Below are 21,436 nucleotides of genomic sequence, written 5' to 3' on the forward strand. Positions count from 1 at the left end.
GCCGTCCGCTTTCGCCTGTGTCCGATGCCGCGGATAGTGTCGAAGCATCCGACAGAACGGGAGCATCGTGCGGATCGACACTCAGGCGCAACGCGTCATCTGGAGCGCGAGCGACCTCAAGGCGGCCGCCGAGTGCGAGTTCGCGTGGGCCCGGGCGATCGACGCGAAGCTGGGGCGCGTCCCCGCCGTCGAAGAGCCGGAGGATGCGACTCTGAAGCGCGCGGCCGAGCTCGGCGACGTGCACGAGCAGAACGTGCTCGACCGGTACATCCACGATCTCGGTGACGAGAACGTGCACCGCATCGAGAAGGTGTCCTCGGTCGACGCGGAAGCGCTCGCTGCGGCAGTCGACGAGACGGTGGCTGCACTGCGCTCGGATGCGCTCGTCGTGTTCCAGGCGGCTTTCGCGACGGACGAGTTCGTCGGGTTCGCGGACTTCCTGCGCAAAGACGATGAGGGGCGCTGGCGTGTGCAGGACTCGAAGCTCGCCCGCAAAGCCCGTGTGACAGCTCTCATGCAGCTCGCGGCATATGTCGACCAGCTCGACCGCCTGCGGATCTCCCGTTCCGACGAGGTGGACCTGATCCTCGGAGACGGCACGCTCAGCACGCACGCCGTCGACGATCTGCTCCCGTTGTTCCAGGTGCGCAGGGCAAGGCTGCGCGCCCTCATCGCGGATCGCCGCATCGCCGACGGCGCCGCGGGCGCTCCTCTGGCCTGGGGCGACGATCGCGGTGACCTCCAGGTGGTCGCCTGCGGGCGCTGCGCGACCTGCGAGGAGCAGGTGCTCGCACACCGGGACCTGCTGATGGTGGCGCGGATGCGTCCGGTGCAGCGAGCTCGGCTCCGGGCTGCAGGCATCGAGACGATCGACGCCCTGGCCGGCGCGATCGAGGCGCCGACGGGGATGAACGCCGATACGTTCGAGACGCTCCGTGCCCAGGCCCGCCTGCAGCTGCGGGCTGACACCGAGGGTGTGCCGACCTTCGACGTGCACTACGCGCAGGCCATCCACACGCTCCCGCTCCCCAGCCACGGCGACATCTTCTTCGATTTCGAGGGCGACCCGCTGTACACCGAGCCTGCTCCCGACGGCGAGGCGCACTGGGGGATCGACTACCTCTTCGGCTGGGTGGACAACGCCGACCAGTACTCGGCACTGTGGGCGCATACGTTCGCCGAAGAGAAGCGGGCGCTAGAGACGTTCCTCGACTTCGTCAATGCCCGCAGAGCGGCGCATCCGGGAATGCACATCTATCACTATGCCCCGTACGAGACCTCGCATCTCGTGGCCATGGCAGCGCGGCACGGAGTGCGCGAAGGCGAGGTCGATCGGCTGCTCCGTGAAGGGGTGTTCGTCGATCTGTATCCGCTCGTGCTGCGGACGGTCAGGGTGGGCTCCCGGTCGTACTCGATCAAGAAGCTCGAGCCGCTCTACATGGGCGACGACGTCCGGACGAGCGACGTGCAGAAGGGTGACGACTCGATCGTGCAGTACGTCGCGGCCCGCGAGCTCGCCGCGGCCGGGCAGCGGTCCGAAGCAGACGCGGTCCTCGCCGACCTCGCCGACTACAACCGCTACGACTGCGTCTCGACACGGCGCCTGCGCAACTGGCTGATCGACATCGCGAGGGAGAAGGGCGTCACGCCGGCGCCCCCCGACGACGCGGACGAGGTCATCTATGAGCCGTCTCCCCGATCGGTCGCGCTCCTCGCCGATGCGGAGCGCGCCGTGGAGGCAGGCGGCGACGGACAGGTGCACCGCATCGCGGCCGCGGCCATCGACTACTTCCCCCGTGAAGCGAAGAGCTTCTGGGTGTCGCACTTCCAGAGGCTGCGCGAACCGGTCACGATGTGGGACGGCACGCGTGATGTGGTGCGGGTAGACCGTCCGTCGTCATCGGTCGTCCGGGAGTGGAGCATCATCGAGGGGCGGAGAGTGATGTCCAGGGACATCGAGATCCGCGGCGAGGTGTCACCCGGCACCACGCTCGGTCCCGGTGCCCAGCCGTTCGCGCTGTACGAGGTGCCAGCCCCGTTCGACACCGAGGTGCCCTCACGCGCCGTCCACGTACCGCACACGGTCACGATCGCCGAGGTGCTCGACGACGGCTACCTCGTCACAGAAGCGGCTGTGCAGGGACAGACCTGGGATGAGCTGCCGCTTGCGCTCACTCCGGCGGCTCCGCCTCGGGTGGTGTCGCTGCAGGGCGCGATCGACGAGTGGGCCGACGCGGTGCACCTGGCCGCGCCGGGCTTCCCCCAGGATGCGGCCACCGACATCCTGCGCCGACTGCCCCCGCGCACCTTCTCGGGCGGCGCGCTCCCGGAAGCAGGTGATGACACGATCGATGCGATCGTGCGCGGAGTGCTCGACCTCGATCACAGCTACCTCGCCGTGCAGGGCCCTCCGGGGACGGGGAAGACCTACACGGGTTCGCGCGTGATCGCGCGTCTGGTCAACGAGCACGGCTTCAAGGTCGGCGTCGTGGCGCAGTCGCACGCCATCATCGACACGCTTCTCGAGCGGATCGTCGCCGACGGCGTCTCGCCCGCCCAGGTGGCGAAGGCGCCGAAGGATCCCGATGCGGACCCGTCATACACCGTGATCCCGAAGAACGGCATGGCCTCCTTCCTCGCCGAGCACGCCGGTGAGGGCGCGGTCGTGGGCGGTACGGCCTGGGACTTCAGCAACACCCAGCGCGTCGAACGGGCCGGGCTCGATCTCCTCGTGATCGACGAGGCGGGGCAGTTCTCGCTCGCCTCGACGATCGCGGTCGCGGCCGGAGCGAAACGGTTGCTGCTCCTCGGCGACCCGCAGCAGCTCCCGCAGGTGAGCCAGGGCGCCCACCCCGAACCGGTGGACACGTCCGCTCTCGGCTGGGTGATGGACGGCGATCCGGTCGTGCGGCCCGAGTACGGCTACTTCCTCGCTCGGTCGTGGCGGATGCACCCCTTCGTGGCCGCTCCGGTGTCGAAGCTCGCCTACGCGGGACAGCTCGCCTCGGCACCCGGAACCGAACTCCGGTCGCTCGAGGGTGTCGACGCGGGTCTCCATGTCATCCCGCTGCGCCACCGCGGAAACGCGACGCAATCGCCCGAGGAAGCGGCAGAGGTCGTCCGCCTGGTCGCCGATCTGGTCGGCCGGGTCTTCACCGACAACGACCCCGAGGCGTCGACGCGACCACTCGCGCAGTCCGACGTCATCGTGGTCACGCCCTACAACGCGCAGCGTCAGCTGGTGCTCGACGCGCTCGCCGACGCCGGCTTCCCCGACGTCCCTGTCGGCACGGTCGACAACTTCCAGGGCAAGGAGGCAGTGGTCTCCATCACCTCGCTCGCGGCGTCGAGCGGTCGGGATGCGCCGCGCGGTCCGGAGTTCCTGCTGCTCCAGAACCGCCTCAACGTCGCGATCTCCCGAGCACAGGTCGTCGCCTACCTGATCCACTCGCCCGCGCTGCTCGACGACCTGCCGTATACGCCTGAGGGCGTCGCCAGGCTCAGCGCGTTCGCCCGGCTCGTCGGAGCGGCCGAGTGAGCGCCCACACCACCGACCAGATCATGCGCGCCGCGGCAGCGTGGGTGTGGTTCCCCCGCGACAGTGAGCACGAGCGCGAGCATCTGCTCCTCGTGCGGGATCCTGCACGGTTCGGCGGGGGAGTGCGAGGTTCGCAGGTCGACTCCGCGCTGTCGGCCGTCGACGTGGTGGATGGCGCACTGGCGCGGACGAGAGCATGGGGCGCCTCGCAGTTCACGTTCTGGACGAATCCTTCCGACCGGCCCGACGTCGAGGACGAGCTTCGGCGACGCGGGGCAGAGCACATCGATACGGTGGCGGTGTTCGCACGACCCGTCGACGAAGTGGAGGTCGAGGTGCCGTCCGACGTGTCCACCGAGATCGTGCGTACCCTCGATCAGGTACGCGACCTCGACGGCGTCAATGTGCCCGTGTGGCACCAGCAGCCCCTCGATGAGGAGGGTCTCCGGGCCGAACTCGACGAGGTGTCCGCGGCGCTCGAGGCGCAGACCGGGTTCCGTGTGCTCGCGCGCATCGATGGACGCGCCGTCAGCACCGGAGGATGCACGATCGAGGACGGGTTCGTGCGGCTCTGGGGCGCATCCACATTGGTGAGCCACCGCGGTCGCGGCGCCTACCGCGCAGTGCTGGCCGAGAGACTGCGGCAGGGTGCGGCATGGGGAGCGAAGACGGCCCTGGTGAAGGGTCGCGTCTCGACGTCAGCGCCCATCCTCGCCCGTGCGGGCTTCACTCACCACGGAGATGAGCGCGCCTACCGCCTCACCATCTGAGGCGGAAGACGCGCCGAAGAGGTCGTACGCTGCCGAGGATCAGACCGTGCCGTAGAGCCGGTCGCCCGCGTCGCCGAGGCCGGGCACGATGTAGCCCTTCTCGTCGAGACGCTCGTCGAGCGCGCCGAGCACGAGGGTCACGTCGCGGTCGCCGGCCATCGCCTCGATCGCGGCGACGCCTTCGGGAGTGCCGAGCAGGCAGATGGCCGTGACATCCTTGGCGCCGCGGTCGAACAGGAACTGGATCGCGGCGGCGAGCGAACCACCGGTCGCCAGCATGGGGTCGATCGCGAAGCACTGGCGGTCGCTCAGGTCGTCGGGCAACCGCTCGGCGTAGGTGGTCGGCTCGAAGGTGGTCTCATCGCGCACCATGCCGAGGAAGCCGACTTCAGCCGTCGGAAGCAGCTTCACGAGGCCTTCGAGCATGCCGAGACCGGCGCGCAAGATCGGCACCACGATGGGGCGGGGCTCCGAGATCTTCACACCCGTCGTGGTGGTCACCGGAGTCGTGATCTCGATCGGGCTGACCTTCACGTTGCGGGTCGCCTCGTACGCGAGCAGTGTCACGAGCTCCTCCGTGAGCTGCCGGAACACCGGTGAGGGCGTGCGCGCATCGCGCAGCACCGAGAGCTTGTGAGTGATGAGAGGGTGGTCGGCCACGTGAACACGCATGAATACAGGGTAATGCGCCACGCGGTCAGGCACGACATCGGGACTCCGGCCGGGCTCGACGGCTGTCGTAGGCTCGACGCATGACCGCAGCCGACCGACGCGCGATGACGCGTGCCCTCGAGCTCGCCAGCGAAGCGGCCATGGCATCCGAGATCCCGGTCGGAGCGGTGGTCCTCGATCCCGAAGGCCGGATCATCGCGGAGGGACGCAACACTCGCGAGGAGACCCACGACCCGACGGGGCACGCCGAGGTCGAGGCGCTCCGTCGGGCGGCGGCAGCGGTCGGGTCCTGGAATCTCGAGCAGCACACACTCGTGGTGACCCTTGAACCCTGCATCATGTGCGCCGGCGCCGTCCTGCAGGCACGCATCAGTCGCGTGGTGTTCGGAGCATGGGACGACAAGGCCGGTGCTGCCGGATCGATGTACGACGTGCTGCGCGATCGACGGTTGCCCTATCGTGCCGAGGTGGTCGGCGGCGTCGAGGCTGAGGCTGCGACCGCGCTGCTGCGTTCGTTCTTCGAGCAGCGGCGCTGAACGCGGTCCCCGTTCAGTCCGACGACTTCAGCACGAAGACGTCGGTGGAGGGCTCCGGGTCGATCGCGGGGCGGTAGACGTCGGGCTCGATGTAGACGACCCGCGCGACAGGCACGGCCTCCCTGATCCGAGCCTCGATCGCGTCGATGTCGTCGGCGGCCTCCCGCAGCGGCTTGTCCGCGTTGAGGGCGATCTTCGCCGCCACCATCAGCTCGTCCGGGCCGAGGTAGAGGGTCTTCATGTGGATGATCTTCTCGATCTCGTCGCCGGCGTTGATCGCATCCACGATGCGGTCGTGGTCGGCCTGGGTCGCGCCCTCGCCGACCAGGAGGCTCTTCGTCTCGACACCCAGCACGATCGCGATCAGCACCAGCAGCACACCGATCATCACGGTGCCGAGTGCGTCGAACATCGGATTGCCGGTGAGCAGCGTGAGGCCGACGCCGAGCAGGGCGAACGTGAGGCCGGTCAGGGCGCCCACGTCCTCCAGCAGCACGACGGGGAGCTCGGGTGCCTTGGAGCGGCGCACGAACGACACCCACGACTGCCCCTTCTCCCGCACGAGGTTGCTCTCCCGCACGGCTGTGCGCAACGAGAACGACTCGAGCCCGATCGCGATGACGAGCACCACGAGCGGAAGCCACCACCACGTCTTGTCGAGCTCATGCGGATTCGTGAGCTTCTCGACGCCCTCGTAGATCGCGAAGAGACCGCCGACCGAGAACAGGATGATCGACACGACGAACGCGTAGACGTAGCGCTCGCGACCGTAGCCGAACGGGTGCGCGCGGTCGGCCTCGCGCCGAGCCTTGCGTCCGCCCAGCATCAGGAGCAGCTGGTTGCCGGAGTCCGCGACGGAGTGGATGGCCTCGGCGAGCATCGAGGCGGAGCCGGAGAGTGCCCAGGCGATGAACTTCGCGAGGGCGATTCCCATGTTCGCCAGGAACGCCGCGACGATGGCCTTGTTGCCTCCGGATGCACTCATGGGACGAGTCTAGAACCGCCCGCCCGGGGATGTCGGAGTGCCCGCCGTAGGATGACGACATGTCTGACTCGCTTCCTTCGCTCGCTTTCCTCGGTGCCGGCTCGATGGGCGGTGCGATCCTCCGCGGAGTGGTCGCCTCGGGTGTCCGCATCGATGGCGGGATCACCGCGACGAACCGCACGGGGGAGAAGGCAGAGGCGTTCGCCGGCCTCGACGAGGTCACCAGCATCGCGCTCGCCGATCGGCCGGAGGGCAACGTCGAGGCGGCTGCCGGTGCGCGGATCGTGCTCGTCGGCGTGAAGCCGGCGATGGTGCCGGACCTGCTCCGCGAGATCGCCCCGCACCTCGCCGCTGATGCGATCGTGGTGAGCGTCGCCGCCGGGGTCACGCTGCAGACCTTCGCCGATGTGCTGGGTTCGGAGGCGAGGGTGATCCGCTCGATGCCGAACACGCCGTCGACGGTGCGCAAGGGAGTGACGGGGCTCGCCGCCGGTGCCGCGGTTCCCGCCGAAGACATCGCCCTCGTCCGTCGTCTGTTCGAGACCGTCGGCGCCGTCGTCGAGGTTCCCGAGTCGCAGATCGACGCGCTGTCCACGATCTCGGGATCGGGACCGGCCTACGTGTACCTGCTGATCGAGGAGCTCACCAAGGCCGCCGTCGGCATGGGCTTCACCGATGCGGATGCGCGGCTCATGGTCGAGCAGACGTTCATCGGGGCGACGGCCCTGCTCGACGCCTCCGGCGAGGCTCCTGCAGAGCTGCGTCGTCGGGTCACGAGCCCGAAGGGGACGACGGAACGGGCGGTCGCCGTGCTGCAGGAAGCACGCCTCGATCGCACCTTCGCGGAGGCTGCGGATGCCGCACTCGCGCGTGCCAAGGAGCTCGCCGCCGGAGCCTGAACCATGCGGCTGAGGATCGAGGGACCCATCTGGTACTGGCGCGGGCCCGCGCCTTTCCACTTCGTCACCGTGCCGCCTGCCGAGAGCGAGATGATCCACGAGATCGCCTCTGTCGTGACCTATGGCTGGGGCATGATCCCGGCCAGGGTTTCCGTATGCACCACCACCGTGGCCACGGCCCTGTGGCCGAAAGACGGCGGCTACATCGTGCCGATCAAGAAGACGCTGCAGGACGGCGAGGGCCTCGGGGTGGACGACGTGATCGAAGTCGTCCTCGACATCGACGCCTGACCCGTCGGGCCTGATCTCGCGGGAGGCCTGGTGCCCGGGGCCTGCGTGTCGCGTGGGATCCGTCCGCGCTCAACTCTCGCTGGACACGTCGGCGAGCACCTCGGGCCAGCGGCGATCCAGGATCTTCCCGCCCAGCGCGGTCCCTCCCCAGAGCGCGAGGCCGCCGAACGCGAGTCCGCACGCGAGGCTGATCCAGCCGAGCGTGGGACTCCAGATCGCCGCGATGGCGAACCCGAATGCGGGTGCTCCGAGGGCGAGCGTGATGGGTCCGATGATGATCATCGCGAGCAGCGACTGCACCCCGCCGGATGATCCGCGCCCGAAGGGATTGGCTTCCGGAGCGGGCGCACGGCCCGGAAGGAAGCTCCCCACCCAGGCGCCGGCCCCTGCAGCGATCGCCGTGAGACCGAGGGATGCGCCGATGCTGCCGGGGAGCAGATCCGGCCGCCCGGCGAGGAGGCAGGTCGCCACGCACAGGGCGAGCGTCACCGGCACTGCGATCATCCCGAAGCCGAGCAGGCGCCCGGCACGGTCCGCCGCCCCGGACACACCCGTGAGGATGTGCGCCGCGACGGCATCGTTGTCATAGGCGATCGACATCTGCACGATCGTCCCGGCGAGGAGGGCGTTGATCGCCGGGATCAGTGTGATCGCGGGGGCGAAACCGAGGGACTCCTCCTGCAGGCCGTTCATGAGCGCGATGCCGATGAAGATCGCGGGCAGCAGCAGGAGCATCACGATGTTGACGAGCTGCCGCGGGTCGCGGCGGTAGTAGTGCAGAGATCGTGCGGCGATCGCACCCATCGGGTTCGCCGGCAGCAGTCGATCGAGCAGACCGCCGGAGCGCACTCGTCCACCGCCGCTGCTCTGGATGGGGGAGACGAGCCGGGCGGCGAGCAGCCGCTGAGACGCCCACCACAGGACCACGACCGTCGCGAGGGCGATCAGCAATCGCAGCGTCGCGGTGAGCACGTCGCCCTGCGCTGCCGATGCCGACACCCCGAACACGGCGCCGAACGGCGTCCAGGCGGCGATGTCGGCAGCCGAGGCGAAGGCACCCCCGACGTCCGTCACGGTGGTGAGCGCCCCGATCCCGAGGTTGAGGATGAGGCCGGACGAGGCGGCGAGCAGCACCCCGAGGGTCAGCACCAGGTCGCGGGTGCTGCGTCGGGCCAGCCATCCGGCGAGCAGTCCGCTTACCACGCGGGCACCGAGCACGCAGGTCACGACCGCCACCGGCATCATGATCACCGCGGTGAGCAGTGCGGGAAGGCTCACCGACCAGCCGAGGAGCATCAGCAGCAGGGCGACCGTGGTCCCGATGCCGCCGATGGTCGTGGCTCCGGCGACGACGAAGCCCGGCAACAGGGAGGGGGCGGTCACCGGCAGCAGGGCGAAGCGCTCGGGGGCGAGGGAGTCGTCGGCGCTGACCAGGATGGAGCCGATCCACCATCCGAGGACGAGCACGGACCCGGTGAGCACGATGGCGGTGACAGCGCCCTCCGGTGCGGCGAAGCGCAGAGCGACCAGACCCGCAGCGAGTCCGGCGAGGAGCCCGAGGGCGATCATCCCCGTGATGATCAGGGTGACGATCATCCACGGGTTCCGCGACAGTTGATGCCGCAGCTGCCGCCAGCGCAGGCTTACGAGGAGCGCAACCATGCGAGCGTCTCCGTCCCGAGATCGTGCGCCCCGACGAGCGTGAGGAACCGCTGCTGAAGCGAGAGTCCGGCTCGCACCTCGTCGAGCGGACCGTGCGCGAGCAGGCGCCCCTCGGCGACGATGGCCACCCGGTCGCACATCGACTCGACGAGCTCCATCACGTGGCTCGACAGCACCACGGTGCCGCCGCCGTCGACGAACGAGCGCAGGATCTGGCGGATCGTCTCGCCCGAGACGGGATCGACGGCCTCCAGCGGCTCATCCAGGATGAGCAGGCGGGGAGCGTGGATCAGCGCGCAGGCGAGCCCGATCTTCTTGCGCATGCCGGCGGAGTAGTCCACGACGAGGGTGTCTCGCGCCTCTGCGAGCCCCAGCGCCTCGAGCAGGTCACCCGTCCGCGAGACGACGTCGGCCTCTGCCATGCCGCGCAGCAGTCCGGTGTATCGCAGCAGCTCTGCTCCACTGAGACGATCGAGCATGCGGATGCCGTCGGGGAGCACACCCATGCGGGCTTTCGCCTCGGCGGGGTTCTGCCACACGTCGGCGCCCAGCACCCACGCCGTGCCGGCATCGGGGCGGAGCAGTCCGGTGGCCATCGCGAGCGTCGTGGTCTTGCCTGCGCCGTTCGGCCCGAGCAGGCCCAGCATGGATCCGGGCGGCACGTCGAGGGACAGACCGTCGACGGCGACCTTCTGCCCGAACTGCTTGCGAAGCCCGCGAAGGGCGAGGACGGGCGGGGCCGCTGTGGGGTCGGTCATGGCCCCATCCCACCACGGCCGCCGGGCGTCGCGCATCCGCCGCGAGGGGGAGTCGCTCGGAAGGCGGGAGGGAGACGTCAGCGGTCGAGGCCGGCGAACCGCTCGATGTCGCTGTTCGTACCGGACACGATGATCAGGTCGTGGTTGGTCACGATGGTGTTCGCCTCGGCGTAGCGGAACGGCTTGCCCGGGCTCTTCACGCCCACGACGGTCACCTTGTACTTCGAGCGCACGCCGGACTCGTTCAGGCCGACGCCGCGGATGAACTTCGGCGGGTACATCTTGGCGAGCACGAAGTCGTCGTCGAAGCGGATGAAATCGAGCATGCGCCCGGAGACGAGGTGCGCGACGCGCTCGCCGGCCTCGCGCTCGGGGTAGATGACGTGGTTGGCGCCGACGCGCGCCAGGATCTTGCCGTGCGACTGCGAGACCGCCTTGGCCCAGATCTGCGGGACCTTGAGGTCGACGAGGTTCGCCGTGATGAGCACCGAAGCCTCGATGGAGGAGCCGACGGCCACGACGGCCACCTGGAAGTCCTGCGCACCGATCTGCCGCAGGGCGTCGATGTTCTTGGCGTCGGCCTGGACGGTGTGCGTGACGCGGTCGGACCACTTCTGCACGAGCTCGAGGTTGTCGTCGATCGCGAGCACCTCGCGGTCGAGGCGGTCGAGCTCACCGGCGCAGGCGGCACCGAACCGGCCGAGGCCGATGACGAGGACGGGAGCGTCGCCCCGGAGGACTTCAACCAACGATCGGCCTTTCCACGGGCAGTGAGTAGTACTGCGTTCGCGATGTCGCGGCGACCGCCGCGGCGAGAGTCACTGTACCAACGCGGCCCATGAAGATCGTCGCGGCCATGACGTAGGAGGCGGAATCCGGCAGCTCGCCGGTGAGGCCTGTCGAGAGACCGACGGTACCGAACGCGGAGATCACATCGAAGAGCACGTGACTGATGTCGGCCTTGGTGATCTGCGCGATCACGATGGTCGACAGCGCGACGATCGTCGCTCCCCACGCGACGACGCTGAGGGCGACGCGCTGCACGTCGCTGGGGATGCGGCGACCGAAGGCTTCGACGGACTGGCGTCCCTTGGCCTCGGACCAGACGGCGATGGCGAGGACGGCGAGGGTGGTCACCTTGATCCCGCCCGCGGTCGAGGCGGAGCCGCCGCCGACGAACATGAGCATGCTCGCCGCGAGCAGGGACGAGCCGTTCAGGTCGTCCATCTCGATCACGTTGAAGCCGCCGGAGCGTGTCATCGCCGACAGGAAGAAGGCTTGGAACGTGGTGTCGGTGGCATCCATCGAGCCGAAGGTCTTCGGGTTGTTGAACTCGAGGATCACGAAGACGGCCGCACCCAGGATGAAGAGCAGGACGGTGGTGACGATGGTGAGCTTGGAGTGCAGGGACCAGCGCTTCACATGCCAGACATGCTTGGCGAGGGTGTAGATGACCGGGAAGCCGATGCTGCCGAGGAAGACGCCGACCATCAGGAGCGAGAGCACCAGGTAGTCGTCGGCGAAGACGGCGACGCCGCCGTCGTTCGGCGCGAATCCGGTGTTCGTGAACGCCATCGCCGCGAAGTAGGGCGCCTCCCAGAGCGCCGCGATCGGGTCGACCTTGGCCATCACGAGGGCGGGGTAGAGGAGGATCGCGAGCGACGCCTCGATGATCAGCGCCGAGACGGCGACCGTGGTGAGCAGCTGGCCGACCTCGCCGAGTCGCACGGTCTGGCTCTCGTTGACGACACCGCCGTGCGCGCGCATCGGGTTCGTGTCGCCTGCCGCCATCAGCTTGGCTCGCAGACCGAGACGCTTCGAGATCAGCATTCCCATGAGCGATGCGAGGGTCAGCACCCCAAGCGCGCCGATGTTCACGCCGAGGAAGATCAGCACGTGTCCGAAGGGCGACCAGTAGTTGGCCATGTCGACGGTGGCGAGTCCCGTCACGCAGATGGTGGAGACGGCGGTGAACAGCGCATCGCTGAGGGGGGTGACCCTGCCGGACGCGGAGGCGATGGGCAGGGAGAGCAGCACCGTGAAGACGAGGATCAGCAGAGCGAAGATCACGATCGCGAAGCGCGACGGCGATGACGTCACGAGGTGCTTGACCCAGCCGGCTGCGCTCTTCAGGCTCTCGCGCGGGGACGACGCCGAAACGATGCCCGACATCGCTGCCCCCTGTGTGTCGTCGCACGCCCTGCCTCGGGCGGCGGCACGGCGCCTGTCGCCGAGCCTTCGTCATGGTACTCCGTGCCGGGGACGACTACCCTGAACTCATGACGGACATCTTCGACGTGATCGCAGACGGTACGAGGCGAGACATCCTCCAGCTCCTGCTGCGGCGCACGACCGAAGGAGAGACCGGCACCAGCGTCAGCCAGATCGTCGCCGATCTGGGTATCAGCCAGCCCACCGTGTCGAAGCACCTCAAGGTGCTCCGCGATGCCGAACTCGTCACCGTGCGCGAGGACGGACAGCGTCGCTTCTACAGCCTCGCGGTCGAGCCGCTCGAGGTCGTCGACGACTGGCTGGTGCCGTTCCTGGTGGATGCCTTCGGAGATGGTGCGCCCGACATCGCATACCCGGGTGCCTCGCTTCCCGACAGCGCCGCCCACGCGGCCGAGGTCGTCGGACGCGCGGCGGCATCCGCGAAGCACGTGGTCGCGTCGGCCCTCAAGCGCCTCGGCGCCTGACGTTCGGGCGATCCCCGCAACGACTCTCCCCTGACGACACGGGGGGGCTTGCCGTCAGGGGAGAGGTGCGGGTCCCCACACCCGGGGGGCGGACTCGGCGGTGCCGCACGAGACCTGCGATGACTCTGCCAGTCGCGATTGAGCGAAGCCCGCAGAATGCCTATGCGCCGGCTGGGCGCCTCACAGAGTCCCGCGATGCCTCACTGATCACACGGGTCACAGAGGTTTACACGTGTCCCAGCTACCACATAGAGTGTGCACATCGAGAAAGGGGTACGTGGGATGCCCGAGGTTCCTGACGTCCGATTCCTCACGGTTGCTGAGGTCGCCGAGCTGATGCGCGTGTCCAAGATGACCGTGTACCGGCTGGTTCATGCTGGGGAGCTGCCCGCCGTCCGTTTCGGCCGCAGCTATCGTGTTCCGGAGTCCGCTGTGGCCGATGCGCTGCAGCGACCCATCGCCGACGTCGGTTGACGTCGCAGGCTGTCCCATGCTCGGCCGCCCTCGGGCGGAAGGCGCGTGTGACAGCCCACGCCTTCGGGTTTGCTAGACTGACCCGAGGCATTTTCCGTGCCCGTACCCGGGTGTCCGATTTCGGAGACACCCAGCCACTGACTTAGTGAGGTTTCCGTGGGTTCTGTCATCAAGAAGCGCCGCAAGCGCATGGCGAAGAAGAAGCACCGCAAGCTGCTTCGCAAGACTCGCCACCAGCGTCGCAACAAGAAGTAAGCGACCAGACACGAGCGCCTGTCTTCGGACGGGCGCTTTGTGTCTCCGGCCCCATCTCCGTCCTGCCGAGAGGTTGTCATGAAGTCGATCACCGTCACCGAGCTCGCCGAGCGCACCGGTACCCCGCTCATCGATGTACGGGAAGTGGACGAGTTCGCCGCGGGACACGTCCCCGGCGCCGTCAACATCCCCATGTCGGAGATCGGCAACCGTCTCGAGGAGCTGCCGAGCGAGGCGTTCGACGTCATCTGCCAGGCCGGCGGTCGATCGGCGCGTGTGGTCGAGGCGCTCGAGTCGCGCGGCTACGACGCCACGAACGTCGAGGGCGGGACCGGCGAGTGGATCGCCCAGGGCCGCGCGGTCGAGGTGCCGTCGGCGTGACCACGCTGACTCTGATCGGCAAGCCCGACTGCCACCTGTGCGACGTCGCCTCCGACGTCATCGACGCCGTGGTCGCCGAACTGCCAGACGCCGCAGCCGAGCAGATCGAGATCGTCGAGGCGTCGATCCAGGACGACCCCGCACTGTACGAGCTGTGGTGGGAGAAGATCCCCGTGGTCCTGATCGACGGCGAGCTGCATGCGCACTGGCGCGTGGCACCCGATCGACTGCGTGAGGCGCTCGAGGGCGCTCTCCGTGACGGGGCGGCGAAGACCGGAGTGAAGGAAGCGCTATGACGATCCGCCACGTCGTGACCTGGAAGCTCGCTTCCGAAGATGCTGCCGAGCGCGCGGCGCAGGCTGCGGAAGTCGCCCGCCGCCTCAACGCGCTCGACGGCGTCGTGCCGCAGCTGCTCACCATCTCGGCAGGGGCCAACGTCGCCTACCCGGAGGCGAACTGGGACGTCACGCTCGTCGCGGACTTCGCGTCGGTCGAAGCGATCGACGAGTATCAGGTGCATCCCGCGCACGCCGAGGTCGCCACGTACATCCGCTCGGTGGTCGCCTCCCGAGTCGCCGTCGACTTCGAGGTCTGAGACCGCGTCGCGCCGGCTCGGGAACTCGGTTTCCACGTGTGATCGGGGCCTACTCGCAACACAAACGTAATGTGCGCGGACGTGGATGTCATTGGTCACGCGACGAGCCGCATGTTTAGATGAACTCCTACCCGTCAGCGGGCCTCCGTGCCCTCGACTCACAGGAGCCGACATGCCTCGTCGCAACCTCATCGCCGGTCTCGCCCTCGTGGCGACGGCCACCCTCGCGCTCGCCGGCTGCGCCACCGGATCGTCCGACGCGGGCAGCAGTGACGCTCCCGCCGCCGACGACAAGTACGGCCTCGTCGAGGCCGGAACCCTCACCGTGTGCTCCGACGTCCCCTACCCGCCGTTCGAGGTCGAGGACCCCTCCAGCGAGACCGGCTACTCGGGCTTCGACATCGACCTGCTCAGTGCGATCGCCGAGAAGATCGACCTGAAGCTCTCCGTGCAGGACGTGGGCTTCGACGCCCTGCAGTCGGGCACGACTCTCGCGGCGGGCACGTGCGACATCGGCGCTTCGGCGATGACGATCACGGATGAGCGCAAGGCGAACATCGACTTCTCCGACCCGTACGTCGACTCGTTGCAGTCGCTGCTGGTGCGCGCCGACTCCGACATCAAGTCCATCGATGACCTCGACGGGAAGAACGTCGGCGTGCAGCAGGGCACCACCGGCGAGACCTACGCGGGCGAGAACGCACCGGGCGCGCAGCTCGTGCAGTACCCCTCGGATGGCGAGCTGTGGCCCGCCATGCAGGCGGGGCAGATCGACGCGATCCTGCAGGACCAGCCCGTCAACTACGTGCACGAGCAGGACGACCCCGACTACAAGATCGTCGAGACGTACCCGACCGACGAGTCGTACGGGTTCGCCTTCGCCAAGGGTGAGAAGGACGAGCTGCGCGATGCGGTCAACAAGGCGCTCAAGGAGCTCCAGGACGACGGCGGCTACCAGAAGATCTACGACGAGTACCTCGCGGCCAAGTGACCGGCGGGATCGGTAGAGCGGGAGGACCTCGACGATGGCGTTGAGGCGTACCACCAAGAGCAAGCTGTATCGCTACACGGTCTACGTCGTGCTGATCGCGATCGCCGTCTGGGCGATCGTGAGCACCGACTGGGCGAAGATCGGACCGCTGTTCTTCAATCCTGAAGTCGCGGCGAAGATGTTCCCCGGGATCATCACCACGGCCCTGGTCAACACGCTATGGTTCACGGCCGTCGCTTTCGCCGGCGGCCTGGTCCTCGGCGTCGTGCTGGCGCTGATGAAACTGTCGACCATCGCGCCGTTCCGCTGGATCGCGACGGTCTGGATCGAGCTGTTCCGTGGTCTGCCGGCGATCCTCACGATCTTCGGCATCGCCTTCATCCTGCCGATCGCCCTGGGCGTGCCTGGGACGAAGCTCGGTGGGCCGGTCGTGCTCGGGCTCATCGGTCTCGTCCTGGTCGCCTCGGCCTACATGGCCGAGACGATCCGCGCGGGTATCCAGGCCGTTCCGAAGGGGCAGACCGAGGCGGCCCGCTCGCTCGGCATGTCGCCCATGAAGACGACGTTCTGGATCATCGTGCCGCAGGGGTTCCGGATCATCATCCCGCCCCTGACCAACGAGTTCGTGCTGCTGCTGAAGGATACGTCGCTGCTGTTCGTGGCGGGTTCCTTCATCTGGTCGAAGGAGCTCACCACGTTCGCCCGCGATGCGAGCACGCAGAACGCGAACGGAACGCCGTTGATCATGGCGGCGATCCTGTACCTGATCGTGACGATCCCGCTCACGCGCTTCAGCGCGTGGCTGGAGCGACGGATGTCGAGGCAGCGATGATCACCGACCTGATTGATGTCCACGCCCCCGCGATCGATGTGCAGGGGCTCGTGAAGTCGTTCGGCGACAACGAGGTGCTCAAGGGCATCGACCTCACCGTCACCAAGGGAGAGGTCGTGTGCGTGATCGGACCTTCGGGATCGGGGAAGTCGACGCTGCTGCGCTCGGTGAACCTGCTCGAGGAGCCGACCGGCGGCAAGGTGCTCATCGAGGGGATCGACATCACCGACCCCGACGTCGACATCGACCGCGTGCGCACCCGCATCGGAATGGTCTTCCAGAGCTTCAACCTCTTCCCGCACCTCAGCGTGCTCGGCAATCTCACGATCGCTCAGCAGCGCGTGAAGAAGCGGTCGAAGAAGGAAGCCGAGCTGATCGCCCATGCCATGCTCACGCGGGTCGGTCTGGCGGAGAAGGCCGACGCCTACCCGGGGCACCTCTCGGGAGGGCAGCAGCAGCGCGTGGCGATCGCCAGGGCGCTGTGCATGAACCCCGACATGATGCTGTTCGACGAGCCCACATCGGCACTCGACCCCGAACTGGTCGGCGAGGTGCTGCAGGTCATGCGCTCGCTGGCCGACGAGGGGATGACGATGCTCGTCGTCACGCACGAGATGGGCTTCGCCCGCGAAGTCGGATCCCGGCTCATCTTCATGGACGGCGGCTACATCGTCGAAGAGGGCGACCCGCGTGAGGTGCTCGGCAACCCGCAGCATCAGCGCACGAAGGACTTCCTCTCCCGCGTGCTCTGACACGAGATCCGGTTCGCCGAGACCCATCGCAATCGCCGAGACCCCCTGTTGCAGACGTCTGCAACAGGGGGTCTCGGCGTGAAACGTGGGTCTCGAGCTCAGTCGGCTTCGACGACCTCGGCGTCCGCGGCGTTGCGGCGCACGGAGTCGATGCCGTTCAGAGCGGCGGACTTCGACGAGTAGCCCTCGCTGATGGCGATGACCTCGCCGTTGCCGGCCTTCAGGCGGAACCGGTACTCGCCGGACTTGTCGGTGTACAGCTCGAACTTGCCTGCCATGAGGCGTCCTTTCTCTCTCGGATGGAGGGAACCCCGCCCCTCGGCCCTCACGCTAGCGCCCGGGGTATGTCAGGGGAAGAGCGGTGAGTCAGCCGCGCGGATGCACGGCCACGGGCTCCGCGGCGATCGCGATGCGCACCCGGTCGCCGAAGGCCGGATGAGTTCCTGGCGCATGCTGCACCCGGACGAGTTCGCCGGACTCGGTGCGCACGAGCGTGCGACGCATGCTGCCGAGGAAGGTGCTCTCCTCGACCAGGGCCTCGGCTGCGGCGTCGGCCTCCGACGCGAAGTAGACGTTCTCCGGCCGCAGGTACACGTCGACCGGACCGTCTGCCCGCGACTGCAGGGGGAGTCGCTGCCCCCACACCATGACGTGATCGCCCTCGGCGACGCCCGACACGACGCTCGACAGCCCCACGAACGCGGCCACTCCGGCGGTCGAGGGCATCGTGTAGAGCTGCTCGGGAGACCCGATCTGCTCGATACGGCCGGCGTTCATCACCGCGATCCGATCCGAGACGGCCAGAGCCTCTTCCTGGTCATGGGTCACGAAGACGGTGGTGATGCCGAGTCGCAGCTGGATGCGGCGGATCTCGTCGCGCAGCTGCACGCGCACCTTCGCATCGAGCGCCGAGAGCGGTTCGTCGAGCAGCAGCACCTTGGGTTCGGTCACCAGCGCTCGTGCGAGTGCCACGCGCTGCTGCTGGCCGCCGGAGAGCTGGTGGGGGAACCGATCCGCGAAGTCGGCGAGGCCGACCAGGGCGAGGGCGTCGACCGCGCGCCGTGAGGCCTCCGCCTTGCCGACGCCGCGTCGCCGCAAGCCGAATGCGGTGTTCTCGGCCACCCGTAGGTGCGGGAAGAGCGAGTACGACTGGAAGACCATGCCGATGTCGCGCTTGTTCGTGGGCACTCGCGACACATCGCCGCCACCCAGCAGCACGGCGCCTTCGTCTGCGCCTTCGAGACCGGCGAGCACACGCAGCAACGTGGTCTTGCCGCACCCGGAGGGCCCGAGGAGTGAGACGAACTCGCCGGGGGCGATGTCGAGGTCGACCCCGTGGAGCACCCGGTTGCCCGCGTAGCTCTTGACGATGCCCCGCAGCTCGACACGGGTGCCTTCGCCCGCCTCGGCGAGCAGCAGATTGTCCTTGGTGCGCGGCAGCGCGTGGTCGACGGTCATGAGCGGGCCTTTCCGGTGCCGCGGGCGACGCGGCCGATGACGAGGAGCAGGAGGAAGACGAACACCAGCGCGAGCAGCGTGAAGATGGCCGGCGCGTAGGGGTCCTGTTTGTTCACCACGACCATGGCCGTCTGGAACACCTGGCGGTTCAGGAGCGAGGCGATCGTGAACTCTCCGAGCACCACGGCGATGGAGATGAGGGACGCGGCAAGCAGCCCCTGTCGGAGGTTCGGGGCGAGCACCTTCAGCACCACGGTCGGCCAGCTCGCGCCGAGGGACCGCGCGGCTTCCGAGAGCGTCCGGAGATCGGCCGCATCGATCGACGCCTGGATGGAGCGGAACGCGAACGGCAGCACGGTGATCCCGTAGGCGAAGGCGAGAGTCCAGGTGCCCGTGCCGAGGGCTCGCCCGATCTGGAGGTAGATCGGTGCGAGGCCGACCACGAGCACGATGGCGGGGATCGAGATGGGCAGCAGCACCGCGAACTCGAAGGCGGGCTTGAGCTTCGGGAAGCGCAGGTTCACCAGGATCATGGTCGGGGCGAGCAGCAGCAGCACGATGGCGACAGTCACCACGGCGAGTACCAGCGAGTTGCCGAGACCGGTCCAGATCGGCTTGAGGGTGGCTGCGGCCGCCGGGTCGAACAACGCGATCCAGCGGGCGAAGGAGAGTCCGTCGGCGGGGTCGCGCAGTGTGAAGAGGAACGTCGACACCAGGGGCACCGCGAAGAACGCACCCACGAGGACGCCGATCACCCACCGGGTCGTGCGGGAGGGGCCGAGCCGGTTCACGACTGCCACCTCGCCGCGCGTCGCTGCACGAGGGAGTACAGGGCCATCACGACTCCGACGATCACGATCATGCCGAGCGCAAGCGCGCCGGCGAGGTTCTCCCGACCGAGCACCGTCTCGCTCGTGAGCGCCGTGCGGATCTGCAGCGGCACGATCTGGGCACCCTGGCTGGCGAGAGCGGCGGCGGTGGCGTACGACGAGAACGCGTTCGCGAACAGCAGCAGCAGGCTGGCGAGGAACGAGGGCGCGAGCACGGGGATGCCGATGCGCAGCCAGGAGCTCGCGCGGGTACCGCCGAGAGTGAGGTTGGCTTCGGCCCACTGCGGCTTGAGTGCCGCGAGGGCCGGCATGAAGGTGATGACCATGAGGGGGATCTGGAAGTAGAAGTAGGGGAGTACGAGGCCGGGCAGCTCGTAGAGCCAGGTGCCGTTCTCGAAGATGTTCACGCCGAAGGTGTCCTTCAGGAACACGGTGACGACGCCCTGGATGCCGATGGTCGCGATGAAGGCGAAGGCGAGCATGACGCCGCCGAACTGCGCGAGCACACCCGCGGCGGCATCCACGGCCGAGCGGGTGCGGCCTTCGGGGTCCATGCCGAGGAGCGCATAGCAGACGAGGGCGCCGACGAGCGCCCCGACCACGGCGGTGAGCAACGAGAGGCCGGCCGAGTTGGCGAAGGTGTCGAGCACGACCGGGTCGACGAGGGCCGACATGTTCGTCCAGGTGAAGGAGCCGTCTTTGGTGAAGAAGCCGGAGCCGATGGCCAGGATCGTCGGCACCGCGAGGAAGAGCACGACATAGGCGGCGAAGGGGACGAGCCCGAGCCAGGCGAGGGACGGAGCGGACCGCCGGGCCCTCGCGTGCTGCGAGGGCCCGGCGGTGGTTGCGGGGGCGGACGCCGCAGCATCCGCCCCCGTTGCGGTGAGGGTGGTCACTGGACCGCCGCGGCCCACTTCTCGCCGAGCAGCGTGCCGGCGTTCGTCGACTGCTCCTCGGTCGGGACGACGGTCTCCTCCGGAGCCTCGGGGAGCGCGGCGGCGAGGTCTGCGTCGATCGTGCCGGCGTCGGTCATGGCCTCCATCCGCACCGGACGGGCGCCGCCCTTCAGCCACAGGTTCTGCACCTCGTCGCTGTAGAGGAACTCCTGCCACAGGCGGGCAGCCGCCGGGTGCGGGGCGTCGGCGTTGATGGCCTGGTTGTAGTACCCGGCGTAACCGGTGCCGTCGAACACGACGACCTTCCAGTCCTTGTTGTCGGCCGTGTGCGAGGCGTTCAGGTAGTCCCAGTCGAAGACGACCGGGGTCTCGCCGCTCGCGATGGTCGCGGTGGTCACGTCGACCTTGAGCAGGTTTCCGGCCTTCTGCAGCTCGGAGAAGAAGTCGATGCCCGGCTGGAAGTCGTCCAGCGTGCCGTCGGACTGCACGGTCGCGAGACCGACGGCGGCGAATGCGGCCCCCGCCTGCGTCGGGTCGCCGTTGATGGCGACGGCGCCCTTGTAGTCGGCGGAGAGCAGGTCGGAAAGCTCGGCGGGAGCGTCGAACTTCGACGAGTCGTAGCCGATCGACATGTACCCGCCGTAGTCGCCCACGAAGAGGCCGGTGGGCTCCTTCAGCTCGTCCGGGATGTCGTCCCACGTCTGCACCTTGTAGGGAGCGAACACATCGGTGTTCTGCAGGGCGACCGTGAGGCCGATGTCGAAGACGTCGGGTGCGGTGTCGAGACCCTCGTTCGTCTTGGCGGCCTGGATCTCCTCGGCGCTGGAGACATCGGGGGAGGCTTCGTTGATCGTGATCTCGGGGTACTTCTCGGCGAAGAGGTCGAGGATCTCGCCGTAGTTCGCCCAGTCGCGGGGCAGCGCGATGACGTTGAGTGAACCCTCGGCCTTGGCCGCGGCCTCGAGGTCGGCGAACGTGCCGAAGTCGGCGACCGAGGTCGCAGCAGAGGCGTCGACGTCGGAGCTGCCGCCACCGGTGGCGTCCGCTGCTCCGGAGCAGGCGGTGAGCGCGAGTGCGGCCGTGGTGGCCAGGGCGATGCCGGCGCCGATGCGCGCGCGGCGGGTGAAGCGAGCCATGAGTGTCCTCTCGGTGTCCGGCGCTGTGA

The 21,436-nt window shown here is 68.3% G+C and carries 25 protein-coding genes; 14 read left to right on the forward strand and 11 right to left on the reverse strand.

Features of this window, described 5'->3' with window-relative positions; genetic code table 11:
- The first annotated feature begins 67 nt into the window (after positions 1–67).
- Together ABRP18_RS04060 and ABRP18_RS04065 are read left to right on the forward strand one after the other, a co-directional pair.
- Entirely contained in the window at positions 68–3,538 is a 3,471-nt protein-coding gene (locus ABRP18_RS04060) for a TM0106 family RecB-like putative nuclease (protein ID WP_349885590.1), read from the forward strand.
- The gene (locus tag ABRP18_RS04065; protein ID WP_349885591.1) at positions 3,535–4,308 is read left to right on the forward strand and encodes a hypothetical protein; all 774 of its coding nucleotides are present in this window, start codon (positions 3,535–3,537) and stop codon (positions 4,306–4,308) included. The genes ABRP18_RS04060 and ABRP18_RS04065 overlap by 4 nt, the downstream gene beginning before the upstream one ends.
- 39 nt (positions 4,309–4,347) lie before the next feature.
- Here the strand turns inward: ABRP18_RS04065 and upp are convergent, their stop codons facing one another.
- Entirely contained in the window at positions 4,348–4,980 is a 633-nt protein-coding gene (upp, locus tag ABRP18_RS04070) for a uracil phosphoribosyltransferase (RefSeq protein WP_021198071.1), read from the reverse strand.
- Positions 4,981–5,060: 80 nt separating this feature from the next.
- On the opposite strand from upp, the gene tadA reads away from it, so the two are divergent.
- Positions 5,061–5,516: a tRNA adenosine(34) deaminase TadA gene (gene tadA / locus ABRP18_RS04075; protein ID WP_058630456.1), complete on the forward strand. Its 456-nt coding sequence runs from the start codon at positions 5,061–5,063 to the stop codon at positions 5,514–5,516.
- A 13-nt stretch (positions 5,517–5,529) separates the two neighbouring features.
- Here tadA and ABRP18_RS04080 read toward each other — a convergent pair whose 3' ends face one another.
- Entirely contained in the window at positions 5,530–6,501 is a 972-nt protein-coding gene (locus ABRP18_RS04080) for a cation diffusion facilitator family transporter (protein WP_058630457.1), read from the reverse strand.
- A gap of 59 nt (positions 6,502–6,560) precedes the next feature.
- On the opposite strand from ABRP18_RS04080, the gene proC reads away from it, so the two are divergent.
- Both proC and ABRP18_RS04090 read left to right on the forward strand, forming a co-directional pair.
- Positions 6,561–7,400 carry a pyrroline-5-carboxylate reductase gene (proC, locus tag ABRP18_RS04085; RefSeq protein WP_349885592.1) on the forward strand — a complete coding sequence of 280 codons (840 nt, stop codon included), beginning with the start codon at positions 6,561–6,563 and terminating at the stop codon, positions 7,398–7,400.
- 3 nt (positions 7,401–7,403) lie between these two features.
- On the forward strand, positions 7,404–7,691 hold the full coding sequence (locus ABRP18_RS04090; protein WP_193762271.1) for a DUF1905 domain-containing protein: 288 nt from the start codon (positions 7,404–7,406) through the stop codon (positions 7,689–7,691).
- Between the two features lie 69 nt (positions 7,692–7,760).
- Here the strand turns inward: ABRP18_RS04090 and ABRP18_RS04095 are convergent, their stop codons facing one another.
- The 4 genes from ABRP18_RS04095 to ABRP18_RS04110 form a co-directional block, all read right to left on the reverse strand.
- Positions 7,761–9,353, reverse strand: coding sequence for a hypothetical protein (locus tag ABRP18_RS04095; protein ID WP_349885593.1), 1,593 nt, complete (start codon positions 9,351–9,353; stop codon positions 7,761–7,763).
- Positions 9,335–10,111 (reverse strand): ABC transporter ATP-binding protein, encoded by a 777-nt coding sequence (locus ABRP18_RS04100; protein WP_046747300.1) that lies wholly within the window; start codon positions 10,109–10,111, stop codon positions 9,335–9,337. Before ABRP18_RS04100 ends, ABRP18_RS04095 begins: the two co-directional genes overlap by 19 nt.
- A 77-nt stretch (positions 10,112–10,188) precedes the next feature.
- Complete coding sequence (locus tag ABRP18_RS04105) at positions 10,189–10,860, reverse strand: TrkA family potassium uptake protein (protein ID WP_021198064.1); 672 nt, start codon at positions 10,858–10,860, stop codon at positions 10,189–10,191.
- Positions 10,853–12,283: a TrkH family potassium uptake protein gene (locus tag ABRP18_RS04110; RefSeq protein WP_046747301.1), complete on the reverse strand. Its 1,431-nt coding sequence runs from the start codon at positions 12,281–12,283 to the stop codon at positions 10,853–10,855. Before ABRP18_RS04110 ends, ABRP18_RS04105 begins: the two co-directional genes overlap by 8 nt.
- 107 nt (positions 12,284–12,390) lie before the next feature.
- On the opposite strand from ABRP18_RS04110, the gene ABRP18_RS04115 reads away from it, so the two are divergent.
- The 9 genes from ABRP18_RS04115 (at position 12,391) to ABRP18_RS04155 (ending at position 17,087) form a co-directional block, all read left to right on the forward strand.
- A complete protein-coding gene (locus tag ABRP18_RS04115) occupies positions 12,391–12,807 on the forward strand; it encodes a helix-turn-helix transcriptional regulator (protein ID WP_046747430.1) in 417 nt (138 codons plus the stop codon).
- 282 nt (positions 12,808–13,089) lie between these two features.
- Complete coding sequence (locus ABRP18_RS04120; protein ID WP_017204627.1) at positions 13,090–13,281, forward strand: helix-turn-helix domain-containing protein; 192 nt, start codon at positions 13,090–13,092, stop codon at positions 13,279–13,281.
- Between the two features lie 156 nt (positions 13,282–13,437).
- Positions 13,438–13,536 (forward strand): 30S ribosomal protein bS22, encoded by a 99-nt coding sequence (locus ABRP18_RS04125; protein WP_003792170.1) that lies wholly within the window; start codon positions 13,438–13,440, stop codon positions 13,534–13,536.
- 78 nt (positions 13,537–13,614) lie between these two features.
- Positions 13,615–13,917, forward strand: coding sequence for a rhodanese-like domain-containing protein (locus ABRP18_RS04130; RefSeq protein WP_058630462.1), 303 nt, complete (start codon positions 13,615–13,617; stop codon positions 13,915–13,917).
- Positions 13,914–14,213 carry a glutaredoxin family protein gene (locus ABRP18_RS04135; protein WP_046747303.1) on the forward strand — a complete coding sequence of 100 codons (300 nt, stop codon included), beginning with the start codon at positions 13,914–13,916 and terminating at the stop codon, positions 14,211–14,213. The genes ABRP18_RS04130 and ABRP18_RS04135 overlap by 4 nt, the downstream gene beginning before the upstream one ends.
- Complete coding sequence (locus ABRP18_RS04140) at positions 14,210–14,512, forward strand: Dabb family protein (RefSeq protein WP_046747304.1); 303 nt, start codon at positions 14,210–14,212, stop codon at positions 14,510–14,512. Before ABRP18_RS04135 ends, ABRP18_RS04140 begins: the two co-directional genes overlap by 4 nt.
- A 172-nt stretch (positions 14,513–14,684) precedes the next feature.
- Positions 14,685–15,503 carry a basic amino acid ABC transporter substrate-binding protein gene (locus ABRP18_RS04145; RefSeq protein WP_046747305.1) on the forward strand — a complete coding sequence of 273 codons (819 nt, stop codon included), beginning with the start codon at positions 14,685–14,687 and terminating at the stop codon, positions 15,501–15,503.
- Between the two features lie 34 nt (positions 15,504–15,537).
- Positions 15,538–16,335: an amino acid ABC transporter permease gene (locus tag ABRP18_RS04150; RefSeq protein ID WP_046747306.1), complete on the forward strand. Its 798-nt coding sequence runs from the start codon at positions 15,538–15,540 to the stop codon at positions 16,333–16,335.
- Positions 16,332–17,087, forward strand: a complete 756-nt coding sequence (locus tag ABRP18_RS04155) for an amino acid ABC transporter ATP-binding protein (RefSeq protein WP_046747307.1) — start codon at positions 16,332–16,334, stop codon at positions 17,085–17,087. Before ABRP18_RS04150 ends, ABRP18_RS04155 begins: the two co-directional genes overlap by 4 nt.
- 98 nt (positions 17,088–17,185) lie before the next feature.
- Here the strand turns inward: ABRP18_RS04155 and ABRP18_RS04160 are convergent, their stop codons facing one another.
- The 5 genes from ABRP18_RS04160 to ABRP18_RS04180 form a co-directional block, all read right to left on the reverse strand.
- Positions 17,186–17,365, reverse strand: a complete 180-nt coding sequence (locus tag ABRP18_RS04160; RefSeq protein ID WP_021198051.1) for a YegP family protein — start codon at positions 17,363–17,365, stop codon at positions 17,186–17,188.
- 88 nt (positions 17,366–17,453) lie between these two features.
- On the reverse strand, positions 17,454–18,545 hold the full coding sequence (locus ABRP18_RS04165) for an ABC transporter ATP-binding protein (RefSeq protein ID WP_113680954.1): 1,092 nt from the start codon (positions 18,543–18,545) through the stop codon (positions 17,454–17,456).
- A complete protein-coding gene (locus tag ABRP18_RS04170; RefSeq protein ID WP_349885594.1) occupies positions 18,542–19,336 on the reverse strand; it encodes an ABC transporter permease subunit in 795 nt (264 codons plus the stop codon). The genes ABRP18_RS04165 and ABRP18_RS04170 overlap by 4 nt, the downstream gene beginning before the upstream one ends.
- Positions 19,333–20,271 carry an ABC transporter permease gene (locus ABRP18_RS04175; RefSeq protein ID WP_349885595.1) on the reverse strand — a complete coding sequence of 313 codons (939 nt, stop codon included), beginning with the start codon at positions 20,269–20,271 and terminating at the stop codon, positions 19,333–19,335. Before ABRP18_RS04175 ends, ABRP18_RS04170 begins: the two co-directional genes overlap by 4 nt.
- On the reverse strand, positions 20,268–21,407 hold the full coding sequence (locus ABRP18_RS04180) for an ABC transporter substrate-binding protein (protein WP_061017263.1): 1,140 nt from the start codon (positions 21,405–21,407) through the stop codon (positions 20,268–20,270). The genes ABRP18_RS04175 and ABRP18_RS04180 overlap by 4 nt, the downstream gene beginning before the upstream one ends.
- Between the last annotated feature and the right edge of the window lie 29 nt (positions 21,408–21,436).

The sequence above is a fragment of the Microbacterium sp. WHRI 7836 genome, from assembly GCF_040223885.2.
Classification (GTDB): domain Bacteria; phylum Actinomycetota; class Actinomycetes; order Actinomycetales; family Microbacteriaceae; genus Microbacterium; species Microbacterium oxydans.

Bases quoted from the DNA above. Each gene is read 5' to 3' on its own strand.
- ABRP18_RS04100 (WP_046747300.1), bottom strand. From the start codon at position 10,111: ATGACCGACCCCACAGCGGCCCCGCCCGTCCTCGCCCTTCGCGGGCTT.
- ABRP18_RS04095 (WP_349885593.1), bottom strand. From the start codon at position 9,353: ATGGTTGCGCTCCTCGTAAGCCTGCGCTGGCGGCAGCTGCGGCATCAA.
- ABRP18_RS04110 (WP_046747301.1), bottom strand. From the start codon at position 12,283: ATGTCGGGCATCGTTTCGGCGTCGTCCCCGCGCGAGAGCCTGAAGAGC.
- proC (WP_349885592.1), top strand. From the start codon at position 6,561: ATGTCTGACTCGCTTCCTTCGCTCGCTTTCCTCGGTGCCGGCTCGATG.
- ABRP18_RS04090 (WP_193762271.1), top strand. From the start codon at position 7,404: ATGCGGCTGAGGATCGAGGGACCCATCTGGTACTGGCGCGGGCCCGCG.
- ABRP18_RS04080 (WP_058630457.1), bottom strand. From the start codon at position 6,501: ATGAGTGCATCCGGAGGCAACAAGGCCATCGTCGCGGCGTTCCTGGCG.
- ABRP18_RS04160 (WP_021198051.1), bottom strand. From the start codon at position 17,365: ATGGCAGGCAAGTTCGAGCTGTACACCGACAAGTCCGGCGAGTACCGG.
- ABRP18_RS04180 (WP_061017263.1), bottom strand. From the start codon at position 21,407: ATGGCTCGCTTCACCCGCCGCGCGCGCATCGGCGCCGGCATCGCCCTG.
- ABRP18_RS04140 (WP_046747304.1), top strand. From the start codon at position 14,210: ATGACGATCCGCCACGTCGTGACCTGGAAGCTCGCTTCCGAAGATGCT.
- ABRP18_RS04130 (WP_058630462.1), top strand. From the start codon at position 13,615: ATGAAGTCGATCACCGTCACCGAGCTCGCCGAGCGCACCGGTACCCCG.
- ABRP18_RS04165 (WP_113680954.1), bottom strand. From the start codon at position 18,545: ATGACCGTCGACCACGCGCTGCCGCGCACCAAGGACAATCTGCTGCTC.
- ABRP18_RS04115 (WP_046747430.1), top strand. From the start codon at position 12,391: ATGACGGACATCTTCGACGTGATCGCAGACGGTACGAGGCGAGACATC.
- ABRP18_RS04155 (WP_046747307.1), top strand. From the start codon at position 16,332: ATGATCACCGACCTGATTGATGTCCACGCCCCCGCGATCGATGTGCAG.
- ABRP18_RS04120 (WP_017204627.1), top strand. From the start codon at position 13,090: ATGCCCGAGGTTCCTGACGTCCGATTCCTCACGGTTGCTGAGGTCGCC.
- ABRP18_RS04150 (WP_046747306.1), top strand. From the start codon at position 15,538: ATGGCGTTGAGGCGTACCACCAAGAGCAAGCTGTATCGCTACACGGTC.
- upp (WP_021198071.1), bottom strand. From the start codon at position 4,980: ATGCGTGTTCACGTGGCCGACCACCCTCTCATCACTCACAAGCTCTCG.
- ABRP18_RS04145 (WP_046747305.1), top strand. From the start codon at position 14,685: ATGCCTCGTCGCAACCTCATCGCCGGTCTCGCCCTCGTGGCGACGGCC.
- tadA (WP_058630456.1), top strand. From the start codon at position 5,061: ATGACCGCAGCCGACCGACGCGCGATGACGCGTGCCCTCGAGCTCGCC.